The organism is Paenibacillus amylolyticus (genome assembly GCF_001570725.1).
GTDB classification, from domain to species: Bacteria; Bacillota; Bacilli; order Paenibacillales; family Paenibacillaceae; genus Paenibacillus; species Paenibacillus amylolyticus_A.
The window spans coordinates 3,525,939-3,551,638 of sequence record NZ_BCNV01000001.1 but is presented as its reverse complement, the minus strand read 5'-3'; the positions used below and the strand labels follow the sequence as shown (position 1 = coordinate 3,551,638).

22 protein-coding genes are annotated in these 25,700 nt (G+C 39.5%); 19 read left to right on the top strand and 3 right to left on the bottom strand.

Annotation, left to right across the window (positions count from 1 at the left end; translation table 11 throughout):
• The first annotated feature begins 163 nt into the window (after positions 1-163).
• The 5 genes from PAHA3_RS15750 to PAHA3_RS15730 all read left to right on the top strand — a co-directional run bounded on the left by PAHA3_RS15750 (position 164) and on the right by PAHA3_RS15730 (position 7,269).
• Positions 164-883 carry an alanyl-tRNA editing protein gene (locus tag PAHA3_RS15750; protein WP_062835542.1) on the top strand — a complete coding sequence of 240 codons (720 nt, stop codon included), beginning with the start codon at positions 164-166 and terminating at the stop codon, positions 881-883.
• A gap of 510 nt (positions 884-1,393) precedes the next feature.
• The gene (locus PAHA3_RS15745; RefSeq protein ID WP_082762816.1) at positions 1,394-2,551 is read left to right on the top strand and encodes an ATP-binding protein; all 1,158 of its coding nucleotides are present in this window, start codon (positions 1,394-1,396) and stop codon (positions 2,549-2,551) included.
• 28 nt (positions 2,552-2,579) lie between these two features.
• Positions 2,580-3,635, top strand: a complete 1,056-nt coding sequence (locus PAHA3_RS15740; protein ID WP_235599492.1) for a DUF3298 and DUF4163 domain-containing protein — start codon at positions 2,580-2,582, stop codon at positions 3,633-3,635.
• Positions 3,636-3,836: 201 nt separating this feature from the next.
• Positions 3,837-5,606, top strand: a complete 1,770-nt coding sequence (locus PAHA3_RS15735; RefSeq protein ID WP_062835540.1) for an ATP-dependent nuclease — start codon at positions 3,837-3,839, stop codon at positions 5,604-5,606.
• Entirely contained in the window at positions 5,599-7,269 is a 1,671-nt protein-coding gene (locus tag PAHA3_RS15730) for a UvrD-helicase domain-containing protein (protein WP_062835539.1), read from the top strand. The genes PAHA3_RS15735 and PAHA3_RS15730 overlap by 8 nt, the downstream gene beginning before the upstream one ends.
• Before the next feature lie 735 nt (positions 7,270-8,004).
• Here PAHA3_RS15730 and PAHA3_RS15720 read toward each other — a convergent pair.
• On the bottom strand, positions 8,005-8,337 hold the full coding sequence (locus tag PAHA3_RS15720) for a helix-turn-helix domain-containing protein (protein ID WP_062835537.1): 333 nt from the start codon (positions 8,335-8,337) through the stop codon (positions 8,005-8,007).
• Positions 8,338-8,465: 128 nt separating this feature from the next.
• On the opposite strand from PAHA3_RS15720, the gene PAHA3_RS15715 reads away from it, so the two are divergent.
• From PAHA3_RS15715 to PAHA3_RS30490, 5 genes are all read left to right on the top strand, one after another.
• Complete coding sequence (locus tag PAHA3_RS15715; RefSeq protein WP_062835536.1) at positions 8,466-8,858, top strand: hypothetical protein; 393 nt, start codon at positions 8,466-8,468, stop codon at positions 8,856-8,858.
• Positions 8,859-8,896: 38 nt separating this feature from the next.
• Positions 8,897-9,889, top strand: a complete 993-nt coding sequence (locus tag PAHA3_RS15710) for a DGQHR domain-containing protein (protein WP_062835535.1) — start codon at positions 8,897-8,899, stop codon at positions 9,887-9,889.
• Between the two features lie 899 nt (positions 9,890-10,788).
• Positions 10,789-12,363, top strand: coding sequence for an AAA family ATPase (locus PAHA3_RS15705; protein WP_062835534.1), 1,575 nt, complete (start codon positions 10,789-10,791; stop codon positions 12,361-12,363).
• 4 nt (positions 12,364-12,367) lie between these two features.
• A complete protein-coding gene (locus PAHA3_RS15700) occupies positions 12,368-13,243 on the top strand; it encodes an HNH endonuclease (protein ID WP_062835533.1) in 876 nt (291 codons plus the stop codon).
• A 311-nt stretch (positions 13,244-13,554) separates the two neighbouring features.
• On the top strand, positions 13,555-13,725 hold the full coding sequence (locus tag PAHA3_RS30490; RefSeq protein WP_167350893.1) for a hypothetical protein: 171 nt from the start codon (positions 13,555-13,557) through the stop codon (positions 13,723-13,725).
• Positions 13,726-14,446: 721 nt separating this feature from the next.
• On the opposite strand, the gene PAHA3_RS15690 is transcribed toward PAHA3_RS30490, so the two are convergent.
• Complete coding sequence (locus PAHA3_RS15690) at positions 14,447-14,749, bottom strand: hypothetical protein (protein WP_062835531.1); 303 nt, start codon at positions 14,747-14,749, stop codon at positions 14,447-14,449.
• Positions 14,750-15,101: 352 nt separating this feature from the next.
• Between PAHA3_RS15690 and PAHA3_RS15685 the strand changes: the two genes are divergently transcribed.
• The 3 genes from PAHA3_RS15685 (at position 15,102) to holA (ending at position 18,206) form a co-directional block, all read left to right on the top strand.
• A complete protein-coding gene (locus PAHA3_RS15685; RefSeq protein ID WP_017687205.1) occupies positions 15,102-15,650 on the top strand; it encodes an RNA polymerase sigma factor in 549 nt (182 codons plus the stop codon).
• Complete coding sequence (locus tag PAHA3_RS15680) at positions 15,647-16,933, top strand: anti-sigma factor family protein (protein WP_062835530.1); 1,287 nt, start codon at positions 15,647-15,649, stop codon at positions 16,931-16,933. The genes PAHA3_RS15685 and PAHA3_RS15680 overlap by 4 nt, the downstream gene beginning before the upstream one ends.
• Positions 16,934-17,189: 256 nt before the next feature.
• Positions 17,190-18,206 carry a DNA polymerase III subunit delta gene (gene holA / locus PAHA3_RS15675; protein WP_062835529.1) on the top strand — a complete coding sequence of 339 codons (1,017 nt, stop codon included), beginning with the start codon at positions 17,190-17,192 and terminating at the stop codon, positions 18,204-18,206.
• Between the two features lie 186 nt (positions 18,207-18,392).
• Here the strand turns inward: holA and rpsT are convergent, their stop codons facing one another.
• The gene (rpsT, locus tag PAHA3_RS15670; RefSeq protein WP_024628504.1) at positions 18,393-18,665 is read right to left on the bottom strand and encodes a 30S ribosomal protein S20; all 273 of its coding nucleotides are present in this window, start codon (positions 18,663-18,665) and stop codon (positions 18,393-18,395) included.
• A 175-nt stretch (positions 18,666-18,840) separates the two neighbouring features.
• Between rpsT and gpr the strand changes: the two genes are divergently transcribed.
• The 6 genes from gpr (at position 18,841) to PAHA3_RS15640 (ending at position 25,659) form a co-directional block, all read left to right on the top strand.
• A complete protein-coding gene (gene gpr, locus PAHA3_RS15665) occupies positions 18,841-19,842 on the top strand; it encodes a GPR endopeptidase (protein ID WP_062835528.1) in 1,002 nt (333 codons plus the stop codon).
• Positions 19,843-19,995: 153 nt separating this feature from the next.
• Complete coding sequence (locus PAHA3_RS15660) at positions 19,996-21,291, top strand: stage II sporulation protein P (protein WP_062835527.1); 1,296 nt, start codon at positions 19,996-19,998, stop codon at positions 21,289-21,291.
• Between the two features lie 54 nt (positions 21,292-21,345).
• Positions 21,346-21,705: a hypothetical protein gene (locus tag PAHA3_RS15655; RefSeq protein ID WP_062835526.1), complete on the top strand. Its 360-nt coding sequence runs from the start codon at positions 21,346-21,348 to the stop codon at positions 21,703-21,705.
• Between the two features lie 146 nt (positions 21,706-21,851).
• Positions 21,852-23,666, top strand: coding sequence for a translation elongation factor 4 (lepA, locus tag PAHA3_RS15650; protein WP_062835525.1), 1,815 nt, complete (start codon positions 21,852-21,854; stop codon positions 23,664-23,666).
• A 219-nt stretch (positions 23,667-23,885) separates the two neighbouring features.
• Positions 23,886-25,070 (top strand): radical SAM family heme chaperone HemW, encoded by a 1,185-nt coding sequence (hemW, locus tag PAHA3_RS15645; RefSeq protein ID WP_062835524.1) that lies wholly within the window; start codon positions 23,886-23,888, stop codon positions 25,068-25,070.
• A gap of 118 nt (positions 25,071-25,188) precedes the next feature.
• Positions 25,189-25,659: an N-acetyltransferase gene (locus PAHA3_RS15640; protein WP_017687214.1), complete on the top strand. Its 471-nt coding sequence runs from the start codon at positions 25,189-25,191 to the stop codon at positions 25,657-25,659.
• Positions 25,660-25,700 lie beyond the last annotated feature (41 nt).

Genomic DNA, 25,700 nt, shown 5'->3' with positions numbered 1-25,700 from the left:
ATATAACTGGCTGCATTTCACAAAAGCAATAGTGATTCAGGAATTGGATTAATGGAGACTGTATACCAAATAATTTGGAGGAGATACTCAATATTGATAAAAGTTAATTGATCACAAGAATTAGAATTCAAAAAAATACATTAGAGAAATGAAAGGAGAAATAATGGAGACGAAGGAGTTATATACGGAGGATAGTTATTTAAAAGAATGCTCGTCAGAAGTTGTTTTAATGCAAGATCAATTTATTACATTTAATAAAACTATTTTTTATCCTGGTGGCGGGGGCCAGCCTTGTGATATAGGAGTGATTAAGCAAGGTGATGAAATCTACCGGGTCTTAAATGTAAATAAAGTTGAGGGTAAAATTATTCATGAACTAGATCGCCCATTGCATGACATAAGTCAACCAGTAGTGATGCAGATTGATTGGGACTGGCGATTCAAGAACATGCAATACCATACATTGCTTCATGTTATTTCAGGTTATATGTATCAGCATTACAATGGTCTAGCTACAAGCAGTCAAATTGAAATGGATTATGCTAGACTAGAGCTATCTTTTTCTCCCGATATCATCGAGGAAATACCTTTTGATCGATTAGAAGAATCAATAAAAAAGATACTTTCAGACTCTCATGAAGTTATTATAAGAACAATTAGTAGGGTTGCAGCTGAGCAAAAGGAAGGAGCTATAAAGACGGTAATTAATTTACTACCAGCTTCTCTTAATGAGATTCGAGTTGTCCAAATAAAAGATATTGATGAACAAGCTTGTGGTGGGACTCATGTCAATAATACAACTGAAATTAATGATTTTTCTATTGTGAAAATTCAAAATAAAGGGCAGACAAAAAAAAGAATTCGAATTCAACTGACTAGCTAATGCTTTCTAAGCTGTTTTAGCTCAAGAGTATCTTTTATGACTTTGGGGAATTGTTTTATTAAGAAAAATGTGCGGTACATGATTTCGTTGGGGATACAGAAGAATTGAGTGCACGATCCCAAAGACTGTCAAAGGAAATTAGGAGAGGAGGAAAAAGTGATTTCATCACATGCTGCTTAACATTAAGCAACGTTAAAGAAGGGATATCAGCAAGTGGTAGCAGTAGGACTGTTGGAGTTATTCTTGTACCTGAGGTGCAATAAATAAGTGTTGAAAAATGGTATGTTTATATGAACTACTGTAGGTGGGTATTCTGTTCTCTCTTCGTAATAAATTTAATCGTTGACTGATATATCTGATTATAGATAGGCAAATAAGATATATTAATACATGTTATAATATTCCTATTGTGTGATCTGAAGAGAGATAGAGTATAGAATCACATGCATATAAAATTATGAACGAGCTATGTAGGATTGAAAATATAATAAATCAAATTGGAGGGGCGGAATGGTTAAAAATTCAAATGAATTACTCATGTTCGAAATAGAACAGCTTATCATGAGTAAACGAGAAGACGAATACTGGGATTTTAAACAATCACATCATTCGAATACAGCTAACTTATTACATGATATTATCTGTATGGCTAACAACAAAGCTGATCGCGATGCTTATATAATCTTTGGTGTAATGGATCAAACTGGAGAAATCATAGGTGTAGAGCGAGATGAACAGCGTAGAAATCAACAAGAACTTATTAATCAATTGAAAAGTAAAAAGTTTGCAGGTGGTGTAAGACCGAGAGTTGAATTACGTACTCTTTTCATAGATAAACATGAAATAGATGTTTTGATTATAATGAATTCAATGGAGACGCCTTATTATCTTACCGAAAGTTATGAAGATAAGAAAACAAAGAGATGTGTTAGGGCTAATCACATTTATACCAGGGTAGGGGATACAAATACGGATATTGATAAGAGTGCTGATATCAACGATATTGAGTATCTATGGAAGAAAAGATTTGGCCTACACCTGTCTCCTTATGAGAAACTAATGCACAAATTGAGATCTAAGGAAACTTGGATCGGAGATGAAGACCAGTTTTACAATCGGGAAAACCCAGAGTTTACTTTGTCTTTAACTGATGACAGTGATCTAAGAAATACCCCAGAGTTTTACGCGTATACCATGACAGACAGTTCAGTTTCATACAAAGTTATAACAGCAAATTACTATGGTACTACCCTTTATAGTAAAGGAATCGTTTATTTAGATGGAGCGAGATATTTTACTACGACTCCGGACTGGGGGTTTATAGATTTAGATGATTACCACCAGGACACTATCCCATATAAATATTTTATCAATAACGATATAAACTACCTTCTGCATAACTTTTTATTTCAAGAGGACCAACATGAGGCACACATAGCCAGAAGGAGATTTCTAGAAGTGATTTTAATTTTTCACGACGAGATTGAAAGAGTACAGTTTGAAGACTATGTCTTCAATAATAAAGATATCATGATCAATTATATAGGTTCAGATATCAATGAGTATGTATTAGATGAAAGCAGACCAGGGGAGGTTGCAGCAGAAAGAATTAAAGCCTCTATAGCATTAAAACGTATGCTTGAAGAGTACCGTGAACTGACTATATAAAACAAAGGGGTAGTTTGAATTGAAGAAAGTGTTAGCTACAATATTGATTTTTAGTATTACGTTTGTTCTATTCATACCTAATAACATCGTATCAGCAGCTAAACCGCATACTGTAAACACGAAGATCCATACGTATAAGGGTCAAAAATATGTCCAAATCACCGGTGGAAATCAACAAGTAAAGGACAAAATCAATAAGGTCTTGAAGATTTATGCTGTAAAAGCATCCCAAGAAAACGTAGAATTAAAGAAACAGCAAAATTACTTTTATAGACAAACGACATCCGAGACGAAATTTAATAATAATCAGCGATTATCCGTTGTATTTAAAGATTATTACTACAAGGGTGGGGTGCACGGATATGAAGAAGCGACTACATACAATTTTGATTTGAAAACAGGATCACAACTTTTTTTAAATAACGTTGCTAAGACGAACCAACAGAGTGTTAACCTTTTCGACGGTATTGAGTCTGGATTAAGGGTTAAGAAGGAAGTGTTCGACGATAAGATTAGAAATTTCCCGCTAAGTAAAAAATCCAGTTTTTATTATTATAATGATGGGATTGTCATAATTTTTGACCCGTATCAAGTAGGCCCTTATGTAGCTGGGTTTATAGAAGTAAAAGTACCCTACACAAGAATCCAGTCCAACAATACTTTGCCCTTTTTAGATTTAACAAAAGACTCGGTTAAATATTTAAAGCAGGGAAAATTACCTGGTTTCAAAGAAATAAGCTTTGGAAAAACCATAAAACAAGTATCTGATGCACTGAATAGCAAAGTGAGAGAATCCTATTATGAGAGTGGAGGACTATTCTGGATTTTTGAAGGATGGAACTATGCTTCTTTCAATTTCAGTGAAGAATCTGGGCGACTGGCTTATGTATATTTAAGTGCTAGGGCTTTTCCTATGAAAGGGTTCGATGATATCGAGAAGATCTTGGGCAAAGGCACAAGGTTTGAAAGTACAGAGTATGAAGGAGAATTTGTCCTCACGTATCAATTTGATAATGTATATCTTGAATTCACATCTGAATCTCCTAAAGAGTCCGTTAATGCAATTAAGATTTCAAAAAGATGAATTGGTTTGGTTTAAGCTGACTACTATGTATAAATCAATTTATTTAACTGGAAGGTGCTTACCAACTATTATTTACTAGATCAGGAGGATTGTCCGATCTTTTTATGAATTCTTGTTAGATTTGGAACCTACTGATGTGATCAGAAATATCCAGATCTAACAAGAATATTTTAAGGTTTCAATCTAAGGAGGATGAACTAGATGTTAATTGAATGGATTAAAATAAAGGGTCTTCGAAATTTTGGTGATGAGCTTATTAACTTCTCTAATCAAACTTTGATAATTGGAGCAAATGATGTGGGGAAATCTAATTTGATTTTTGCGCTTAGAATATTATTTGATCGAGGGTTGAGTGATAAAGATCTAGATTTACTGGATAGTGATTATAATGTTTATACAAAAGCTAACTCAATAGAAATTACAGTGAAGATCAGTAATGTAACGGAAGACTGTTTGATAAGCACATTTAAAGGTGATATCCAAAATGGAACTGTTTATGTTCAATATAGGAACTCCAAAAATGGCGAGTTCAGCACTTATGCTGGTCATTCAGTAGATGCATTGGAACTGAAGTCGCCTCGTTTTTATATCAAAAGACTTAATATGGAATGTGTTAATTCTAATAGAAATCTATCATCATTCATAAAAAGAGAAAAAAATCAAATATTAGAGAATGCGAAGTCACAACTCTCTGCGGAATTAGCAGAAGAAGATAAGATCTCCATTGATAAACTAAAAGTGGTACTAAACGATGTGAGTTCAGGAGTGGATGAGTTAAATTATATAAAAAAATCCTTGGCGAGTGTGAATCAAGAATTGAAAGATTTAGCTATACATAATGAGAATCAAGACTTGAGTTTTAAAAACGCAAACTCCGACGTAAAAACGATGCTTGAAAATTTAGAATTAACTTACGCATCTGAAGGTGAAACTCTCACATTAGGTGGAGATGGAAGAAATAACCAAATTTTCTTAGCCACTTGGGTAACTAAGCAAAAAAGTAAAATAACACTTGAGAGAGTTACCTTTTTTGCTATTGAGGAACCGGAGGCACATTTACATCCTCACCAACAGAGAAAACTCTCTAGCTATCTATTAGATAATTTCAAAGAACAAGTTTTTATAACTACTCATTCACCTCACATAGCTGCTGACTTCCGTCCGGATAAAATTGTTAAATTGAAAACAAATAATAAAAAAACTAGTGCTGCAAACGGAGGATGTAGTGAAGACATAAGCCTGAAATTTGATGATTTTGGGTATAGATTAGATGCTATTACTTCGGATATATTTTTTGTGAACGCCGTGTTTTTAGTTGAAGGTCCCTCAGAGAAACTTTTTTATACAGCTGTGTCTAAGAAGAAGGATATAGATCTTGATCGTCTCAATGCTTCAATAATTTCTGTAAATGGAGTTGGATTTAAACCATATATAAAAATATGCCAAGCATTGGATATACCATTCGTATTTAGGACTGATAATGATATTTTCAGTAAGAAAAAGACTATTGGAACTAAGCCTCAGGAGTTTTCGTTTCAAGCGGGTGTGTCACGAATAATGGGGATATTTAAGGAAGTGTTAGATAAAGACGAAAATGCTGTCCTTCTTGAATATTGGGGGAAAAATGAGTCATACAACGAATGGCCTAAGGACTCTAAGATTCCCCAAAAAGCAGTTGATATTCTAAATCATATTACACAGGAAGTAGAAAAAAAGAATATTTATTTGTCACATAAAGATTTAGAGAATGATTTAGTAGAAAGCAATCTATATAGTAACCTGAAAAGTTTCTATAACACGAGAGCAAAAAGTAGCACGGTTAAAATTATGCAAAAAGCTAAAGCAGAGAATATGTTTGAATTTTTGAAAAATAATTATGATGCTTTGGATTGCTTGGAAAAAGACGATATTGTTAAGCCCTTAAAAAAAATTAAAGAATTAGCTGAAAAGGTCGTGAAGGAGAATGGGTAATTCTTTTCCTCCCACTGATGAGCAAAATATAATCATTGAAGAAACTGGAAATCTAGTTGTTACTGCAAAACCTGGAAGTGGTAAAACATTTACGGTTGTAGAAAAGATAAGTGTGATTTCTAAGACGTTATTAAATTATCAAGGTGTAATTGCAATTTCATTTACGAACAAAGCAAGTGACGAATTAGAACTTCGATGCAGAAAAAAAGGGGTTAAAAAGAATAATAACTTCTTTGGAACAATTGATAAATTCTATATTTCCGAGATAATTATTCCTTTTGCAAAGTTGTTAATTGGAAAAAATGTTACATGGGAAGTAAAAAATTCGGTGGATGATTTTCCGAAGTATGCGAGACTAAAAGATCTTAATAAAAAATTTAATGATGAAGAATTATTGGAACTACTTCAAAAATCACTGAGTGAAGGGTATGTATTTTTAGAAATATGTGCTGAAACGGCTCAGTACATTTTAAATGTTGTTCCTGAATGCATATCATACTTGTTAGCGCGTTATACTCATATCTTTATAGATGAATATCAGGACTGTGGCAAATTTCAACATCATATTTTTCTGAAGTTAGTGGACGCTGGAATGGTTGGTATCGCTGTTGGAGATCTAAATCAAGCAATTTATGCATTTAGTCAGAGATACTCGAAGTTTTTATTTTCATTAATTTCAAACGAAGATTTCAGATATTTAGAAATAACTAAGAACCATAGGTGTCATAAAAGCATTTCAGATTATTCATTAGCTCTTATGGGAATTCCTAATATTAACTTATCGGATGATCCAAGAGTCTTCAAAACGTATATTCCAGGAACAGATCATAATATTTTTGAATCGATAGATTTTAATTTACCTTTACTAAAAGAGAGGTACAATCTTGAGAATAACAATGATTTTGCAATTCTATGTAGAGGGAATGAGACAGCAAAAAGAGCAGCAGAATTTCTTCGTACTCCGAATAAATTGTTTGTTGAGACTGCCTTAGATAGAAGCAATTCACATTGGGGAATTATATTTAATGATATGTTATCTTCTTATTTTATGTTTGGAGGTGGACTCACGACAAAATTAGATTTTGTACAGAGCTACTTTAATGAGGATTTAGATATGCGGAAATTTGAAAGAGCACTTAATGTAATTCATGCAATTTTTATATTAGGCGAAGAAGAATTAATCAGTAATATTGATTTATTTATATGTTTTGCAGAAATGGTTCATCCAGACGATAGAGATTTAGAAGTATGTAACGAATTAAAGCTTATTCTAGGAGATACTCAAAAACTAAATAGTTTTAAGCCGGCTACAGAGAATGAGGTTAATATAATGACGCTCCATAAATCAAAAGGATTAGAGTTCAAAGTTGTATTTCATTTGGATTTATACAGATGGATACTACCCTTTGAAGGAGCTAGGACGTCAGAAGAAGAGTATATCCAAGCACTTAATTTACATTATGTGGGTGTAACTAGAGCAGTTGAGGCTTGCTATATTATGCAAGCTACTCTCCGCTATCGCCCAGCGCAAGGAGATCTTTGGTCAGCGGAGGAATCACCCTTTTTACATCTACACAATACATCTAGTCTTAGGCAAGATATTTATTGTTCAATCCCTCAAGTTCCTTTTCATACTGCAATCAGTAAGATTCTAGTCAAATAGTTGCTTCAGACACGGAAGTATCAGAGTATCAAAGAGGTATCAAAAGTATAATTAGTATTTACGATATTATTGTTGTATTGGAGCGATACTATAGTATCATAAAATTTTTTGTCATGATGGAGAGACGCTTTGAAAAAAAATGAGTTCCATGTGTTTTAAAATGTAAGGAAGTTGGGATAACATGTTGAATTTCGAAATAACAAGTCAAATGGAGAAAGAAATTAAACAATGGGACTCTTGCAAACCTCTCGACGTATCAGGAGCAAAGTTTGCTTATACTTTCATTCCTACGGGGATTGGTTTGATTATTGAAATAGAGTGTGACGTTTGTAAAAGGAAAATTTCATTTAATGAGTTTTAAAACACAAAAGGAACCAGTGCACTAAAAAATGCAACTGGTTCTTTTACTTTTTACATTTGATAGTAAGATTGAAAGACAGCTTGGACTAGATCAATATATCGGGCTATCGGATATGCATTATGAAGTATCCTCAAGATTACACAAATTATCCTTAGGTTTTGTTAGTTGGCTTAATCCCATATTACAGAATGCCTTCAAATTGATAGGGTGTATTTGTATCAGATTTAGATGATTTTGATATCTTAAACCAGTGTTAATCGAGGCTAGAAGGAGCGTTGTAGGAGATATTACAGAAGATGTAATTCGGAAAAATGTAAAAGATAGACGGAAATAAATATCTGGAGAAGAGGAAGATCTCCTTTTGAGGCGATTTTTCATTTTATCCCCTTTTCTAAAATATAAATTTCCGTAGCAATTTTATGTAAGGCTTTTTTGCCAGCATGGCTTAATTGTTGATGTAATCTGATAAGAGAAGTACTTGCTTCGTCCTCTGGAGTCATCAGATGGCCAAATAAGATATAATCTGTACTCACTTCTAGAGTTAGAGCCATTTTAATAAGGAGGTCAATACTGGGTAAACCTTTACCACTTTCAATTCGTTTAATATTCTCATCCGAAGTTTGAAGAGCTTGGGCAAAAGATACACGGTTATGAAATCGTGTCTTTCGAAGTTCTTGTATTCGGTTTCCCGTATCTTTGAAATTCATGCGATAATCACCCCTTGCCCAATAATAGCCAAATTAAAATAAAACAAGAAGGGTATACAAAGTACCTATAATATAGGTATAATCAATATCGGATCTTCTCATTCCTAAAGGTAAAGGAGTAGCCATGTATGAGTAATAACAATAAGGCGAATATCCTTGTTTTAATGGATGAGCATAACTGTCGAAATGTGTATAGAATTGAAAAATTCATCTTATATCAGAAGTGTTATTTCATTTTGATAACGGACGAAGAGCGGTTCGAATTGCTGAAAGAAGAATTTACTCCGAGAGGAAAGGAATGGATTAGTGCGGTCCATGAAGAAATAATAGCCATATCTGCCGTGGCTCAATTACCTTTTCCAATCGTAAGCTCAGATAAGAGATATCGAACAGTAGGTCTTATGTTTACGGAGGATTTAAAGGCTAATGTTGCTAGATCGTATCAGTTCATTGTAGCAGGGGATGATGAAAACATTGATGTAATCCTCTATCTTCCACATATAATTGACCCCAATTTATAGGACAACCTGGACAAACAACAAGGAGTATGATGACAACTATGAATTCCAGTTTAGCTAGACCCATCGTGATAGAGAATGTTCTTTTAAATAAAATACGTGGGAAAATAACATATCAAAGTTCACTTTCCGCACATGATTCTTTTTTGTTAACTTTCGTAAAATCGTATGATGATCCATCGGGTAAGGGATATCAACGTCCAGTTGATATCAGAAGATGTAATGACTTTGCTTTTTATTTATCTAGGGGAGACGAAGCTCTATTCACTCCTTTATTATTAAACGCGTCCTCAAATTGGGAGTTTACAGCATATGACAAACAACGTCCAACATTTGGTCGTCTCATTTGTAAGGCCAAGGCGTCTCTAATGGATGGGCAACATCGATTAGGGGGAATAAAACGCTATATTGAGGAAACAAATTCCGATTTGGCTGTTCCTTTTGTAGCGTTTCATTATTTAGATGATGACGAAGAAATCCAATTGTTTAATATTATAAATACCAAAGCTAAAGGAATTGCCCCTTCTCTAAGTAAATACCTTACTAGAGCCTCAGATGATATTAGTTGGATTGCAACGGAATTACTCGTAAGAGCAGATAGTCCGTTTCATCATATTGGCAGCATCGTTGGTAAACGAAACAAGGGAAGACACATTACCCTTCAAAATTTGTACCGGACATTGAAGTATCTGACAAGGAAACCGCAATGTTCAGCTTTGACCAAAGAGGTCAAATTACATGTATCTTTGCTTTATTTCAACTCAATCAAAGAGAAGTTTTATCCACAGTGGATTGACTATAAAGGACAGCGATTAACTCATATTGTTTGTCTTGATGCTTTATCTATGGCAGGCTCGGATCTCATTGAAAGCTGTATCAATGAAGAGGGGAATATTGATTATAAGATGATTCCTAAAAAGATTGAAAAATTAAAGGGTATAGATTGGTCATCAGATGGTCATCTAAAGTATATCAAGGGGATTTCAGGCTCTAAAGCCCTTGCAGAGGATCTTACAGATCTGATGCTGGTTTAGGTCTCCACCTGATTAGATTTACACGGAAATGAACGGAGAAAACCATGGTTGGCGTGGAAGCTACATTAACAGTGAAGTACAGCCCAGCTATTGGGGCAATAGTGGATTGCTTCATGAGAAACCCAGACCACATATTTAAGTCTTTATACAGATAAATATAGTGCTCGCAACACGGAAAGTGACAGTATGATTCACTTATAAGGACATAAACTGGGAGACGCAGCTCTGGTAGTAACGTGACCTTCCAGAATTTATATACGCTTATTGAGTTATTAACAAAATCTGCAGCGAGCTGAACAAAGAATTGAAACTAACGCTGAGTCTGATGTATTTTGATGCTGTTAAAAAAGTAGATGCTTACATCCTAGCTGCTAACAAGCGGTATTCGAAATTTAATGAAATAATTATAATATAATTTTATAGTATCTCATAGATAGTCACTATTCCTAGTGGCTTTTTTGTTTTCCACACTTAGCAAGTTAGATACATGTATCCTTGTGGAAACCGGGAGGAGAGAAGACGCTAAAGATAAGTTACTTTGTAGTTCTGAAGAGTGATCAACTCTAAAAGTAATTAATACATACTATAATTGATGGTGAAGAAGCACTCGAGTAAAAACCATGTGTTATATGACAAGGGCATCTTAACAAGATGTGCTTTCAAAAATCTTTAGTGTCTTAGTAGAGTTGTATATATCAGTTGCTTTGAGCTGTCTTTTCAATTATTCCTTAAACGGAAAGATGAGCAGTAGGAACGTATATCAATTAAAACGGTCGTTGGTAAGATAATTATTTCAATTTAAGATAATACCTATTTAGTTTTTATTCTCAGATGTCGATATAAAAAATAAACTGGATTCTATGTTATAGAAATGGAGATTTTCAGGGGAGGCTGCTATAGTGTTGGTGAAAGTTGTTGGGAATGGAGGACATATACGAGCGAATCCAATAAACCAGTTTTATCTTGTGGAAGACGAATGGAATGACTGGTTTGAATTCAAGACTATGTATTCTTTACGATATGTTAATCATTCTGGTGAGGTTGAATATATCGGCAGTCTAAAAATTGGTCAAGTTAATATGTCTAGAGGTCAAAAAAGGCCTGACTTACCAGAGGAATTTGATCAATTAAACGATGAATTTTTCTCAGTAGGACAAGATGTATCTTACTACGAATATCTAAATAATCTTGGAGATGATATTCGGGAAGGTATTCTAAAATCATTAAATGACATGGCTCTATTGTCATCTGCATATGAGAGAGCGATGTCACAAAGAGTTACTGGACAATCTTTAATGAGAAGTGTGCAAAGAACTTCAGTACTAGGACAATATCGTCGATTGGCTAAAGGAGATGCAAGACTCACTCCGTATGAGTTTAAATATGTTGGCCCATATTATACAAACACTGAGCGTCTCGAATTGACTTTTGAAGTAGGGCCTAAATCAAACCCTCCAACCAATATTCATATCTTAATTGGTCGAAATGCTGTTGGGAAAACTTTCTTAATGAATAATATGATTGATTCTTTAATAGATAAAAAAAATCCTTCAAAAGTTGGGTATTTTAGTCCTATTTCTGAAGAAATAACCTCTGAGAATTTATTCGCAAACGTAGTTTCGGTATCATTCAGCGCGTTTGATCCAGCAGAGCCACTTCCAGAACGTAGAAATAAGTTAGAAGGTACCCCGTACTCTTATATCGGCTTAAAACAATTTAAGAAACCTCCTAAAAGTCCAGATAACTTGAAATATGAATTTGCAAATAGCTTAAATGCTATAGTCAGGAGTAGTAAAACAACTAGATGGCTCAGAGCAGTAGAGATGCTTTCATCCGATCCAATCTTCATGGAGTCAGATGTTCCAAGTATTCTACAGTCTGAAAACGAAGATGGAAGTCAAACAGAATTAGATGAAACAGATTTAATGGATCAGGGTACAGACGAGGAAAAAAAATTAAAATCTAGAGCCCAAAAGTTTTTCCATCGGTTAAGCTCTGGACACAAAATTGTGTTACTCACTCTAACTAGACTAGTTGAGACGGTAGAAGAAAGAACTATAGTTCTATTAGACGAACCCGAAGCTCATTTACACCCCCCCTTACTTTCGGCATTTGTTAGGGCTTTATCCGATCTATTGACTCGGAGAAATGCGGTAGCGATCATTGCGACGCATTCCCCAGTTATTCTGCAAGAAGTACCACGTAGTTGTGTTTGGAAGCTTCGCAGACAAGGAAAAACTCAATGGTCCAGCCGTACTGATATTGAGACTTTTGGTGAAGGGATTGGTGCATTAACGAGAGAAATTTTCGAACTAGAGGTATTTTACTCAGGATTCTACAAGATGTTAACTGAAGCAGTTAAAGAACATAGTGACTATGTTTCGATACTGGAACATTTTAATAATGAGTTGGGAATAGAGGCACGTGCAATTGTACGAGGACTTGTAGCTTCTATTGAAAAAGAGGAGGAATAAGTATATGCGTTCCCTCCCTAAGCCATCAATCAAAGTAGAAGATGTTTTTATTCAAACCATTAGTAAGGTGAAAGATAAATCATTGAAAAGAAGATTAGAGAGATGCTTGCCAGAGATCATTATAGATTCAAACGAATTTGATCTCAAAGCAAGTAATGCAAAACTACACGAAATTGCAGAGAAGTCCCATGTTAATGGTGATATTACTAAAGATGAAATGATTAAGGTTTATGATGGTAGGCTGGCTAAAAAAGATAGTCCTGGTAGAGAGTTTTATATGACATTAAGATATCCTAAAGGTATTGATAAATGTCCATTATGTGGGCAGTTGCCTATTAAAACTTTGGATCATTATTTGGCAAAAACTAAACATCCATCTTTGGCTATTGCCCCAAATAATTTAGTGCCTGCATGTAGTGATTGTAATAAAATTAAGGGTTCAGTGAATCCAATTAATAGTGAACAAGAAACCCTACATCCTTATTTTGATAACATTGATGGAGATCAGTGGCTATTTGCAGAGGTTATTCACACGGATCCAGTGTCGTTAATTTTTTTTATACGATCTCCTGACAATGCAACCAAACTTATGGAAAAACGGGTGAAGTACCATTTTGAACTGTATGAATTAAATAATTTGTATAGTTCTGAGGCTGCCTCTGAAATTTCAGATATTTCTTACCAGATTGGAAGGTTGTTCGATTTGGGTGGGGCAGAAGCGGTACGACTGCATCTAACTGAAACTGCAGATAGTTGTTTGAGTTCTCGTAAAAATTCTTGGAAATCAGCAAGTATCAAGCTCTCGCAGCAGATTCATGGTATTGTAGTCAACGTACATCTTCGTAGTTTTAATAGACTGTTGAAGGAATACCTTATATAAAAAGTATACAGAAAGATGCCTTTATATTAAATCATCTATAGAGGGTCTTTCTGTATTTTTATTTGTGAGTCCCTAAAAATCTAGTTTTCTAGTCACTGAGAATGATTTTATAACTATAGAATCACTAACATACCTTATTTATTATAGCTTGAAATAGTGTACATATTTTGTTGCTTTAGAAGTAGCACTATAAAAAGTATTGAACTGGTAAGGGGTAGATTATAGTGAAGTATTGACAAGACAATATAAACCACGGGAGTAAAACATCATCAACCGAAGCCTGGCTCCAATACTGGAATGCCAAAACCGCTGTGATATCTGCAGGAGTTAACAATACATATGGGCATCCCAATCCAGGAGTGATGGAACGTCTGGAAGCTACCGGGTCAGATATTTATCGGACGGATCAGATGGGTGAGGTCCAGATGAGAGTGAAAGATGGGAAGATTGATGTTCGATACAAGTTGTTTGGAGTTGAGTGACGGCACGCGATCTATTTATCGGTGTGAAGATGAGTGAAGAAAACTCCGATTTAATACCAACTGGGAAGTTAAAAAGACAAGAGAACATACAACAATGTGGATAGTCTGAGCGGAAAAAGTATTGAAGTTACGTGTAAATATCGAGTAGATGATTCCACCTATGAAACCTAATAGAGCATATGCGGCAATAGCAACGAGCAATCTCATATGCGTATTATCCTTTTTTCTGTATAAAAGTAACCCATCAACCAATATAGAAAGTGGTGTAATTAAGAAAAGTAAAATAGCGAGGTTAATCAATAAGCCAACCGTAAATTTATACCCGAATGAATAATAGTGAGTATTCTCTATTCTTTCATCCAAGGGAACGTAGTGATATATCCCCATTACAAGTGAAATTACAATTGCAGTTAATAAAGCTGCAAGTATTTTTCCGCGCGGCCTATTGATTCTATGGGTGTTTGTCATTTGAATATTGACCTCCATCTTGAATAACTATATTAACAAAAGATAGGTTAAGGTAGTTGATATAGTTTAACATACAGAGGTTGGAGGAAAATAAGTAAAACAATTTTTATTCTGATCGAGATGACAGGGATTCCTCACTTCATTTGATTGCAAAATACAGCACAGCAAAAAAAAGCCCGCTTTCCGTTACACTCCAGAAGGGAGAATATCGGAAAACGGGCCATTTTTTCAAAGTGTAGAAGAAATATAAGAACTACTCCACGCCATCCTTAAAGTGTTTGTTCCAGTGTTTGTCGCCTTTGTGCAACAGATCTTCTACTGTTTTCTCAAGAGTCATCAACAACTGTGCTCTGACATCAAGTACGGTTTCTCTGTACAAGCGTTCTTCCGATCCAACGATTTTATCGCCGTATAATGCCTGTGCAGCTACGTACTTCCGATGTTCCTCGACCAGAGTATCGATGGACTCCAATGCGTGTTCCACAAAGTGGGAAATGCTTTGGTATTCTTTGGGCATTTGTTCTTTTAAAGCTTGAATTTTCGCAAGAGCTGGCATGCTCATCACCTCGTGTTTATGAATGTAAATTTACAATACACTATTTTCATGAAAATTGCATTAAAAATAGCTTAAATTTGGACAAATTTCGACTTTTTTTTATTTTGAGGACCAAATAAGTGGTTAGCTATAATGTATGCCATTGCATTTGAATTGAGTCGTGTAAGTAATGGAATCCCTTTTAGACTCGTTTGGTGACTCGTTATGCGATTTCTGTTATTCTAAGAGAAGATTTCAGCGGCCCTAATACATACGCCGTTATTTTGTTATGGCAAATTAAAAAAATACTTAACTTTGCAACAATTTTATTGATGATCACGTCTGTAAGGTTGCAGGGAGAGGGGGATCCTTTGTGGTAGAGCCGGAACTCATCAGAGCCGCTCAATCGGGCGATCGCGACGCTCTAATTACCCTATTGCGGGAGATTGAACAACACGTCTATCGGACCGCATATTACATTCTAAATAATGAACAGGACGCTTTGGATGCTGCTCAGGAAGCGTTGATCCGAATTTACACCAAAATCAATTCATACGAAGAAAAGGCCCAATTCAAAACATGGGTACAACGCATCGTCACGAACATCTGTATTGATAAATTCAGAAGAACCAAGCCGTCCGTCTCCATTGACGAACATGACATGGTTTTTCAGGATAATCAGGATGTGGAGTACGAGGTCATGTCTACATACGTGGCCCAAGACATTCAGGATGCAATCAACAAGCTTCCCGAGCATCATCGTACCGTTATTGTTCTAAGATATTTGCAGGACTTATCCTACAATGAAATTGCGGATTGTCTCGATCTTCCGTTGAATACGGTGAAATCTTATTTATTTAGAGCCAGACAGCAATTACAGAATCTACTACAGGAATATCAGAAAGGTGGTGTGACAGGATGAAATGCGAAGAGGTGGTGGAATGGATGCACCGCTATCTGGATCATGATCTGGGCGAAGCGGAAACCGCGCAGATGCTACAGCATGTGGCCAAGTGTCCGGAGTGCGCCGAGAATTTTAGTTTACTCAGAGCTCTTTCCAGAGAACTGGAAGAATTACCGCAAGTAAGCCCGAAGTTTAGTCTGGTTGATGCGATTATGCCACAGCTTGATGCTATAGACGAAGCGCGTAGGGAGCAAAGTAGCACCATACAGGAAATGAATCCTGTCCCCGCTGCATTTGAGAATTTACAACGTTCAAGTGAGCGGAAAACGAAGCAGAAACAAAAATGGCTTAACTCGATGGCAGGACGAATGTCCATGGGGGCAGCGGCTGCGGCAGTTGTATTGGGATTCGCCATCTGGGGATATGAGCCTGAACAGATTGAGAATGCCGATTCTATGTTGCTGAGCTCTGGAGCTACTCAAGAGAGCGGTAATGTGGATCAGAATGCATTGAGCAAAAATATTGAGAATTATGATCCTTCAACTTCATCCCAACCAAGCAGCAACGATGTATTTGTGGATGATTCAAATGCTTCCTCATCGGAAGGAGATAACCTGGGATCTGAAACAATGCCTGAAGAGAATGGTGGAGATCAGGTGCAGGAGCCTGAAGTTCAGACAGATCCGACACCTCAACAACCGGCTACCGAATCGACGCCTGCTCCGAATAAAGGAACTCAGGATAATTCATCCAGTTCTCCTTCGACCGATAGTCAGAAGAGTCAGGGTCAGAGCCAAGACGCTGAGCAGAGAAATCAAGAATCAGGCAGTGCTCCTACATCTTCTACAGATGGTGAAGAGGATGGAACAACCGAACCAGAAAATGGAGATGCGAAATCCTTCGCTTCTCAAGATACAGCTCCGAACACAAATGAAGATGCTCCGGTTGAAGGCAATGCTGCCACTGATTCCGGTACAGGTGCAGATACCTCTGGAGGAAACAAAGGATTGGCAGGACCGGATCAAGGAATGGCTACAACGGCAGCACCAAAAGAATGGAATTCACCTGACGGCTCCTATGTAGTTATGCTTCTTGGTGATCAAATCAGCATATACTCCAAACCTGCCAATGAACCGGATGTTCTTAATCTGGTTGAGCAACGTAGTATAGAGGGGACGCTGAAGTCAGCAAGTTGGTCGAAGGATGGTACCCTATTCAACTACGAAACGGACAAGGACGGAACAACGGCGAAGAACTCGTTTAATGTAACTTCTGTTTCAGGTGGAGCTTCTGCGAAATAAGTGGAATTGGGATTCAACGCCACTAAATGAAAGAACATTTTCAGTATGACAAGCATATATTGGAAGTAACAAAACGTCCTATCTCAGTTCAAACAACTGACGTCGTATGACCGCGCACCGGCTTTTTCTAGAACTGCTGGTGTCTGCGTTTATATAGATGTAGGACAGGGGACCTTCATCCGTAAACTGGATGTAAGGTCCCTTTGTTGTCTTGCGTTTTTTCTGGTAGGATAAGAGGGATAAGGAGGCACCGTGAATGGATGTAAAGAGTGCAACAAAGGCAATACGTAGTGGAGAACCGGCTCCGATCTATGTGCTGTATGGAACGGAAAAGTATCAGATACAGCAGTTTACGGATATGTTAAAGGAACAGGTTATTGAAGAAGAACATCGTGATTTTGCGATTATTCCATATGATTTGTCTGAAACGGCTGTGGAGGTCGTTATTGAAGAAGCGGAGACTGTACCTTTTCTAGTTCCGCGCAAATTGATTATTGTAAGGGATGCTAGTCTGTTTACCGCAGGTAAAGAATCCAAGATTGAACACCAGGTTGATCGTCTGCTTACATATATGGAAAATCCGGCAGAGTACAGTACGATTGTTTTCCTGGCCCAAGGGGACAAGCTGGATGAGCGTAAGAAACTGGTGAAGGCTGTCAAGAAACAGGCGGTAGTTCTTGCTTTTGCTCCACTGAGTGGAGATGAGCTGTTGAATTGGATTGTGAAACTGGCGAAGCAGCGGGATGTCTCCTTTGAGACGGGAGCAGCGGACACGTTGATCAGCTACGCGGGAACAGGTCTGCAGACCCTGTCTGCTGAAGTAGACAAGTTATGTTTGTTTGCGGGTAATGGGGGGACAATTCGTCGCGCTGATATCGAGTCATTGGTTGCCCGTAGTACAGAGCAGAATGTATTTTCGCTGGTGGAAGAACTCGCTAATTTGCGACTGGAGAAAGCACTGGCTCTTTTCTATGAGTTGCTGAAACAACGGGAAGAACCGATTAAAATTGCAGCTTTAATCGCACGTCAGTTTCGGATCATGATTCAGGTGAAAGAGTTAGGCCAGCAAAGTTACTCCCAGCAGCAGATCGCCAGTCAGCTTGGTCTGCATCCATATGCCGTTAAGATTGCGGGTGAACAAGCGCGTAAATTTCAGCCGGATCGTCTGAGAATGATCTTGAGTCACCTTAGTGAACTGGATTACCAGATGAAAACAGGAGCGGTGGATAAAGTGCTGGGTCTGGAGCTTTTCTTATTAAGACTTGGTGCGTGAATGAGTACGTAAACGTAATAGAATACTATTATGATACAAACAAAGCGACCTTTGCTCCATGATGGTTAGATCATCGGATTAAAGGTCGCTTTATCTGTGTCTTATACTTAACGAATCAGATACTAAAAAATCCTGAAAGCCTATGCTGTTCAGGATTTTTCCATTGGATCGTATAAGTAACGCTTCTTACGCTTGTGCGGAAAGAGCGTTCAGTTTTTTCGCCAAGCGAGACTTTTTGCGTGCTGCAGCATTTTTATGAACCAGACCTTTAGTTACAGCCTTGTCCAGCTTTTTGGAAGCAGCTTGAATCGCAGCTTTTGCAGTATCAACTTCGTTACTTACCAGAGCAGCATCAGCAGCTTTAACAGCTGTACGGAGTGCAGACTTCTGGGAAGCGTTGAGTGCGCGGCGCTTGTCGCTCGTTTTTACGCGTTTAACAGCGGATTTGATGTTTGGCATTACATTCACCTCCTGTAAGGCATTTGCATGAATACAAACGTTTCACAACTTAAAATATTCTATCACGCTAGCATGTAAAATGCAACAGATATTCCTACGATGTTCGACATGCTGCATAAAGAAACTCTTTTTCCCACACAATATGCTCAAATGCGGTAAGGGAGGCAGGGACAGAATGACACTGGATTTGCAAAACTATACAGTTCGTACCGATTTGGCAATCGACTCCAAGGAAATGGCGCAAGGTGGACAGAAACAGACGATTCCCGGACTACGGGAAGACGTAGAGAAAAAAGAGGGTATTACGATCACACGTATTGATGTACTTAATGATGAAGCAGCCAAAGCCATTGGTCGGGTGAAAGGCCACTATGTCACTTTGGAGGTGCCGTCACTACGGAATGGGGATACGGAGTTACAGGAGCGCGTTGCCGCCGAGTTCACACGTGAGATGGAAGATTTTATGGTTAAGGCCGGAATCAACAAAACATCCAAGGTCTTGATTGTTGGCCTGGGCAACTTAAATGTTACCCCGGATTCACTCGGTCCACTTGTTGTGGAAAATCTGATGGTGACCCGTCAGTATTTCGAATTGGTGCCTGATCAGGTTGCACCAGGGTATAGGGAAGTCAGCGCGATCGCTCCCGGCGTATTAGGTACAACGGGCATTGAGTCCAGTGACATCGTACAGGGGATTGTAGACCGGACCAAGCCGGATGCGATTATTGCGATTGATGCTCTGGCCTCCCGTTCCTTGGAACGTGTAAACACAACGATTCAGGTAGCCGACATTGGTATCCACCCGGGTTCAGGTATTGGCAACAAACGACGTGGTTTGACCCGTGAAATATTGGGCGTTCCTTGCATCGCCATCGGCGTACCGACTGTATGTTATGCTTCCACCATTGTGAACAATGTCATTGAGATGATGCGCTCACACTTCCGCCAGGAAACGGATCAGACGAAACAGATCATGGGTATGCTGGACGACATCGGTGAGCAAGATCGACTAAGTCTGGTGAAAGAGGTACTGGAGCCACTGGGTCATGACCTCATTGTTACTCCCAAAGAAATTGATGAGTTTATTGAGGGAATCGCCAATGTTATCGCTACAGGACTTAACGCCGCACTCCATGATGCAGTGAATCCAGATAACGTAGCCGCCTATACACATTAAAACTTAAAATTGCTGAGAAGGCTGAGAAGAAGGTCCGAATCTATCGGACTTTCTTTTTTGTTCCCGGAATCTTTCATTTTCCTGTTCTATCAAATTGGGCGGGCTCATAGAGTTGAAGTATAAGAGTTGTCCAGCAGGGAAGGAGACAGCAGAATGAACAAGATATTGGCCTGGAATATTGGGAAGTGGAAAAAAAGATGTCTGCACGTGCTGGCCATGGGCCGTACGTTGTTGTTGCTTATGATCATATCTGCCTTGTTTTTTGTCGTACTTGGTCTCGGAGGAATAGCAGAGAAACGCTTAAATAATTCACCCGTTTCTTCCATGAAAGGATTTGCAAGCGCCGTATCAAGCCGCTTTTTCGTCGATATGCTTGGTATGGAGATGCCCCATCTCACCCAGAAAGAACAGACCTCTGCCATATCCGGTGAGAATCTCACCTCTTTTGTTTTCCAATTGCTGACGAATGTAAACCCTCAAGACCCCAAAAGCCTGATTGCGAGAGAAATGCCGGGCATGGGTTCGAACCAACCTGTACTGCTCCGGCCAGGCTCGGGTAACGAAAAGGCTGAGGCTCCCGAAGATTATCAGCCCGGTCCTGGTCTTACGGATACAGCTTCAGCGGATGGAGGAAAACCCGGTAGTGAGCTGCATGTTCCACCAGGTCAGGACAACACGGACCCACCTGATTCGAGCGAGCCTGGAGATGGAGAAGTTAAAGAAGATCCCCCAGCGAAGGATGGCGAGAAAGACAATAGCGGTTCACCGACAACAGGTAAAAAATCAGTTCTCATCTATCATTCTCATCCACGGGAAGGTTACAATCCACTGCTAGGTACGAAGAGTGATAACCCATCATCAGGCAAATCAACAGGAAATGTGTTTCAAGTGGGAACCTATCTCTCAGACAGTCTGGAGAAGCTGGGAATCGGCGTAGAGCACGCCAAGGATGATTACCCTACCAAAGTAAAGGATTATAACTGGAACTATTCCTATAAATATTCCCGTCAAACGGTAAAAGCGGCACTCGCTCAAAATGATGATTTGACGTATCTCATAGACATTCATCGTGATTCACAGCGTCATGGCAAAACAACGACTACTATTAATGACTTGGGCTACGCCAAAGTATATTTCATTATTGGACATGAAAATCCGAATTGGCGGCAGAATGAAGCTTTTGCTGCAAAAATTCATAAGAAACTGGAAGCCAAGTATCCTGGGGTATCCCGTGGTGTCTGGGGCAAGGACGGTGGAGGAGCCAACAACGGAGAGTATAACCAAACCCTTTCACCCAACAGCATTTTGATTGAGATTGGTGGGATCGATAATACAGGGGCGGAGTTACAACGGACATCCAAAATTCTCGCTGACATGATTGCCCAAGTGTATTGGGAAGATCAGAAGGTGGACAAAGCCAGTGCAGAAACGTCATCACAGGGTGGATAGGGACTATATATGTATGAAGACCAAAATAGTAGAGAGTGACAGGAGGCAAAGCATATGTCCAGATTCGGTAAAAGACTGTTATCCATCGCTGTATTAATGTTGCTGGGTGTGCTGTTTGGAATGCAGCTGGCTGGCAGCAACTTTCATATGGGTAATCCATCAGACGGCACGTCAACCGCTGTGACAACAGAGCCAACTTCACCGGTTACCGAATCTGTTCCGACTGCACCTGTCCAAAAGGAAGTCAAAGAACCAACGTTTGTACCTGTTCAGTCACCAAGCCAAGTGCTTGGGGCAGATCAGAGTAAGGCTCCGGTGGATGTGTTGGCAGACAAAACAGCTGGACTATTGCAAAATCTCTCTCATAGTGGAATCAAGTGGGTGGTCTCTCTTTTTAGCGGAGTTGCTGAATAAAATACCATGATTTAAAGGTACAATATAACCTCTGGGAGTTTCATGATCACACTTTATTATAAAGTTAAGACATCACGGGATTGATGCACTCTGCATCAACTGTTATAATGAAGTGATTGACACTAGGCTGTTTCTGGGGGTAAGGAATGACTGATATTCGGGCAAGACAACGTAAAATTCGTAACTTTTCTATTATTGCACATATAGATCACGGCAAATCAACACTTGCGGACCGGATCTTGGAGTACACAGGTGCGCTGACAACACGAGAAATGCAAGAACAAGTTTTGGATCAGATGGATCTCGAACGTGAACGTGGAATTACGATCAAGCTACAAGCAGTAGCCCTGACTTACAAAGCGGATGACGGTGAAGAGTATCTATTGAATTTGATCGATACACCGGGACACGTAGACTTCACGTATGAAGTATCACGGAGCCTCGCGGCATGTGAAGGCGCTCTACTCGTTGTGGATGCGGCTCAGGGAATTGAAGCCCAGACACTCGCCAACGTGTATCTGGCATTGGACAATAATCTTGAAATTTTACCGGTTATCAACAAAATTGACCTTCCAAGCGCTGATCCTGATCGGGTGAAGCAGGAAGTGGAAGATGTTATTGGTTTGGATACGAGCAACGCTGTTCTGGCTTCGGCTAAGGCAGGTATCGGAATCAAAGAAATTCTGGAGCAAGTTGTGCAAAGTGTTCCTGCACCGACTGGCGACCCGGATCAGCCGCTGAAAGCGCTGATTTTCGACTCACATTATGACCCGTACAAAGGTGTAATCGTATATGTACGTGTTGTTGACGGCAAAATCAAATCCGGTTCTAAAATCAAAATGATGGCAACAGGTAAAACCTTTGAAGTCATTGAAGTTGGAGCGTTCAAACCTCGCATGACCATCGTGGACGAGCTGAACGTGGGTGATGTTGGATTTATCGTTGCTGGTATTCGGCATGTAGGCGATACACAAGTCGGGGATACGGTAACGGATGCCAAAAATCCAACACCGGAACCTTTGCCGGGTTATCGCAAAATTAATCCAATGGTTTACTGCGGTCTCTATCCGATTGAAACATCGGACTATGTTGATCTGCGTGAAGCGTTGGAGAAATTGCAATTGAACGATGCTTCTCTCAGCTTTGAGCCGGAAACTTCCAGTGCCCTAGGTTTTGGATTCCGTTGCGGATTCCTTGGACTGCTTCACATGGATGTTATCCAGGAGCGTATTGAGCGTGAATTCAACATCCCGCTGATCACGACTGCACCAAGTGTAATCTATCACGTGACGCTGACCAATGGTGAAGTAATGCAAATTGACAACCCATCCAACTACCCTGAGGTAGGCCGGATTGATTATGTCGAGGAGCCATACGTGAAAGCAGCCATCATCGTACCGAATGATTATGTAGGTACCATTATGGAATTGTGTCAGAACAAGCGTGGCGAATATGTGAATATGGAATATTTGGACACAACCCGGGTTACGATTACGTATGAGATCCCGTTGTCCGAAATTGTATATGACTTCTTCGACCAGTTGAAATCCAGTACCAAAGGATATGCATCCTTTGACTACGAGCTGTCTGGATATCGTCAGTCCAATCTGGCTAAAATGGATATCTTGCTCAATGGCGAACAAGTCGATGCCTTGTCCTTTATCGTTCACCGTGACCGTGCGTATAACCGCGGACGTATTATCTGTGAGAAACTGCGCGAGCTGATTCCACGGCAAATGTTCGAGGTGCCAATTCAGGCATCTGTGGGTACTAAGGTTGTTGCTCGTGAAACGGTAAAAGCAATGCGTAAAAACGTACTTGCCAAGTGTTATGGTGGTGACATCTCGCGGAAACGGAAACTGCTTGAGAAGCAGAAGGAAGGTAAGAAGCGGATGAAGCAGGTTGGTAACGTTGAGGTGCCGCAAGAGGCATTCATGGCGGTACTGAAAATTGATGACTAGGACGTTTGCTTGCAAACGTCACGTGAATCCTTTTGGTACAGCAATAATTTGTGTATGAAAGGATAAACAAAAGTTTGTCTCGGGTACAACACAGAATGTGTGTATTCAAATTAGATTAGGACGTTTGTTTGCAAACATGGTACAACACAGAATATTAAATAACTAAGCTGAAAGGGAAGCCGGATGGCTTTCCTTTTTTCAAATAGAGGGGGACTTGCCATGACATTGGCAGCACACAGCCGGAAGACAGGTGCGCCCCAAGCGGTGTATCTTCACATTCCCTTTTGCACGAATAAATGTTTTTATTGCGACTTTAACTCCTACGTTTTGAAAGATCAGCCCGTGATGCAATATCTCGAAGCGCTGGAACGGGAGATGGAACATACAGTTAAGGCCAATCCACCGGGTGAGATCAAGACCATATTTGTAGGTGGTGGTACGCCAACGGCTTTGAAACCGGATGAGATGGCGGTGTTTCTTCGTTCAGTCAAAACGTATTTCCCGAATTGGGCGGACGATATTGAATTTTCGATGGAAGCCAACCCGGGAACAACGGATGCGGAGAAGCTCGCTGCCATGAAAGAAGGCGGCGTTAACCGCGTCAGCTTTGGCGTACAGGCTTTTCAGAATGATTTGCTGACAGGCATTGGGCGTATTCACAACACGGATGATGTATATCGTAGTTTGGAGAACGCTCGTAAAGCGGGCTTGAATAACCTGTCCATTGACCTGATGTTCGGGTTGCCGAACCAGACCGTAGAGATGTTGAATGAGAGTATCGACAAAGCGCTGGAACTGGATCTGCCGCATTACTCCATTTATAGCCTGAAAGTAGAAGAGAATACACTTTTCCATACCCTGTATCAGAAGAACCAGTTACCTCTTCCTCATGAAGATGACGAGCTGGAGATGTATCTTCTATTAATGAGACGTATGAAAGAAGCAGGCTACGGACAATACGAGATCAGTAACTTTGCCAAGCCAGGCTTCGAAAGTCGTCACAATATTACCTACTGGCGTAATGAGGACTACTATGGTCTGGGTGCAGGTGCACATGGATATGTGGGCCGCGAACGGCATATGAATATTAAAGGTATAAATCCTTATGTTGAAGCTTCACGCGCAGGGCTGCCTCGTCTGGATCATTTCGAGATTGCTCGCCCGGAGGCCATGGAAGATTATCTGATGGTTGGACTGAGAATGTTGGAGGGAGCTTCGGCCTCACGGTTTAGCGAACAGTTCGGAGAGTCCATGGAAGACGTGTTTGCGAAGCCTTTGGGCAAAATGCTTAACGCAGGACTGCTTGAGCGTACGGCAGACGGCTTCCGACTGAGCGAGCAGGGTATCCTGTTCGGAAATGACGTTTTTGCGGAGTTTATCGGGTCCATATCGCTGAATTCGTAGCTTGAAATTCTATACGCTTTGTTGTATATTTATTCATATTGATTTTACAGAGCGTGTTAATTTAACAACTACGAAGTCAGCTTTCCTCTGGAAAGCTTGGTAATAGGAGGAGAGCAGGATGTCGGTAATATGCAGAAAAGCCGTGCCGGAAGATGTTGAACCACTGTATGAAATGATTAAGGGCTATGCAGAGCGTGGGATCATGCTTCCGCGATCACGGGAAATACTGCACCGACAGCTGGAGCACTTTGTTGTAGCCGAAGTCGATGGTGAAGTCGTGGGTTGCGGATCGCTTTGTCGTCTGGGGAATGATTTGGTGGAAGTCAGATCACTCGGTATCTCGGAAGGACACAAAGGGCTCGGTATTGGCTCCCGATTGCTGGACCGACTGGTAGAAGAAGCGGAGAAACAACAAATCCCTAAGGTTATGGCGTTGACATACGAAGTGTCCTTCTTCCTCAAAAACGGCTTTGCCGTGGTGGAGAAAGAGATTTTCCCCGAGAAAGTATGGACCGACTGTGTTCATTGCAGCAAGCAGGATTGTTGTGATGAAATCGCGGTATTGAAAGAGCTTAACGTTTCGGCCTAACAACTGAATGGACTGCATGGATCGAGCCGAGTCAACCTCTG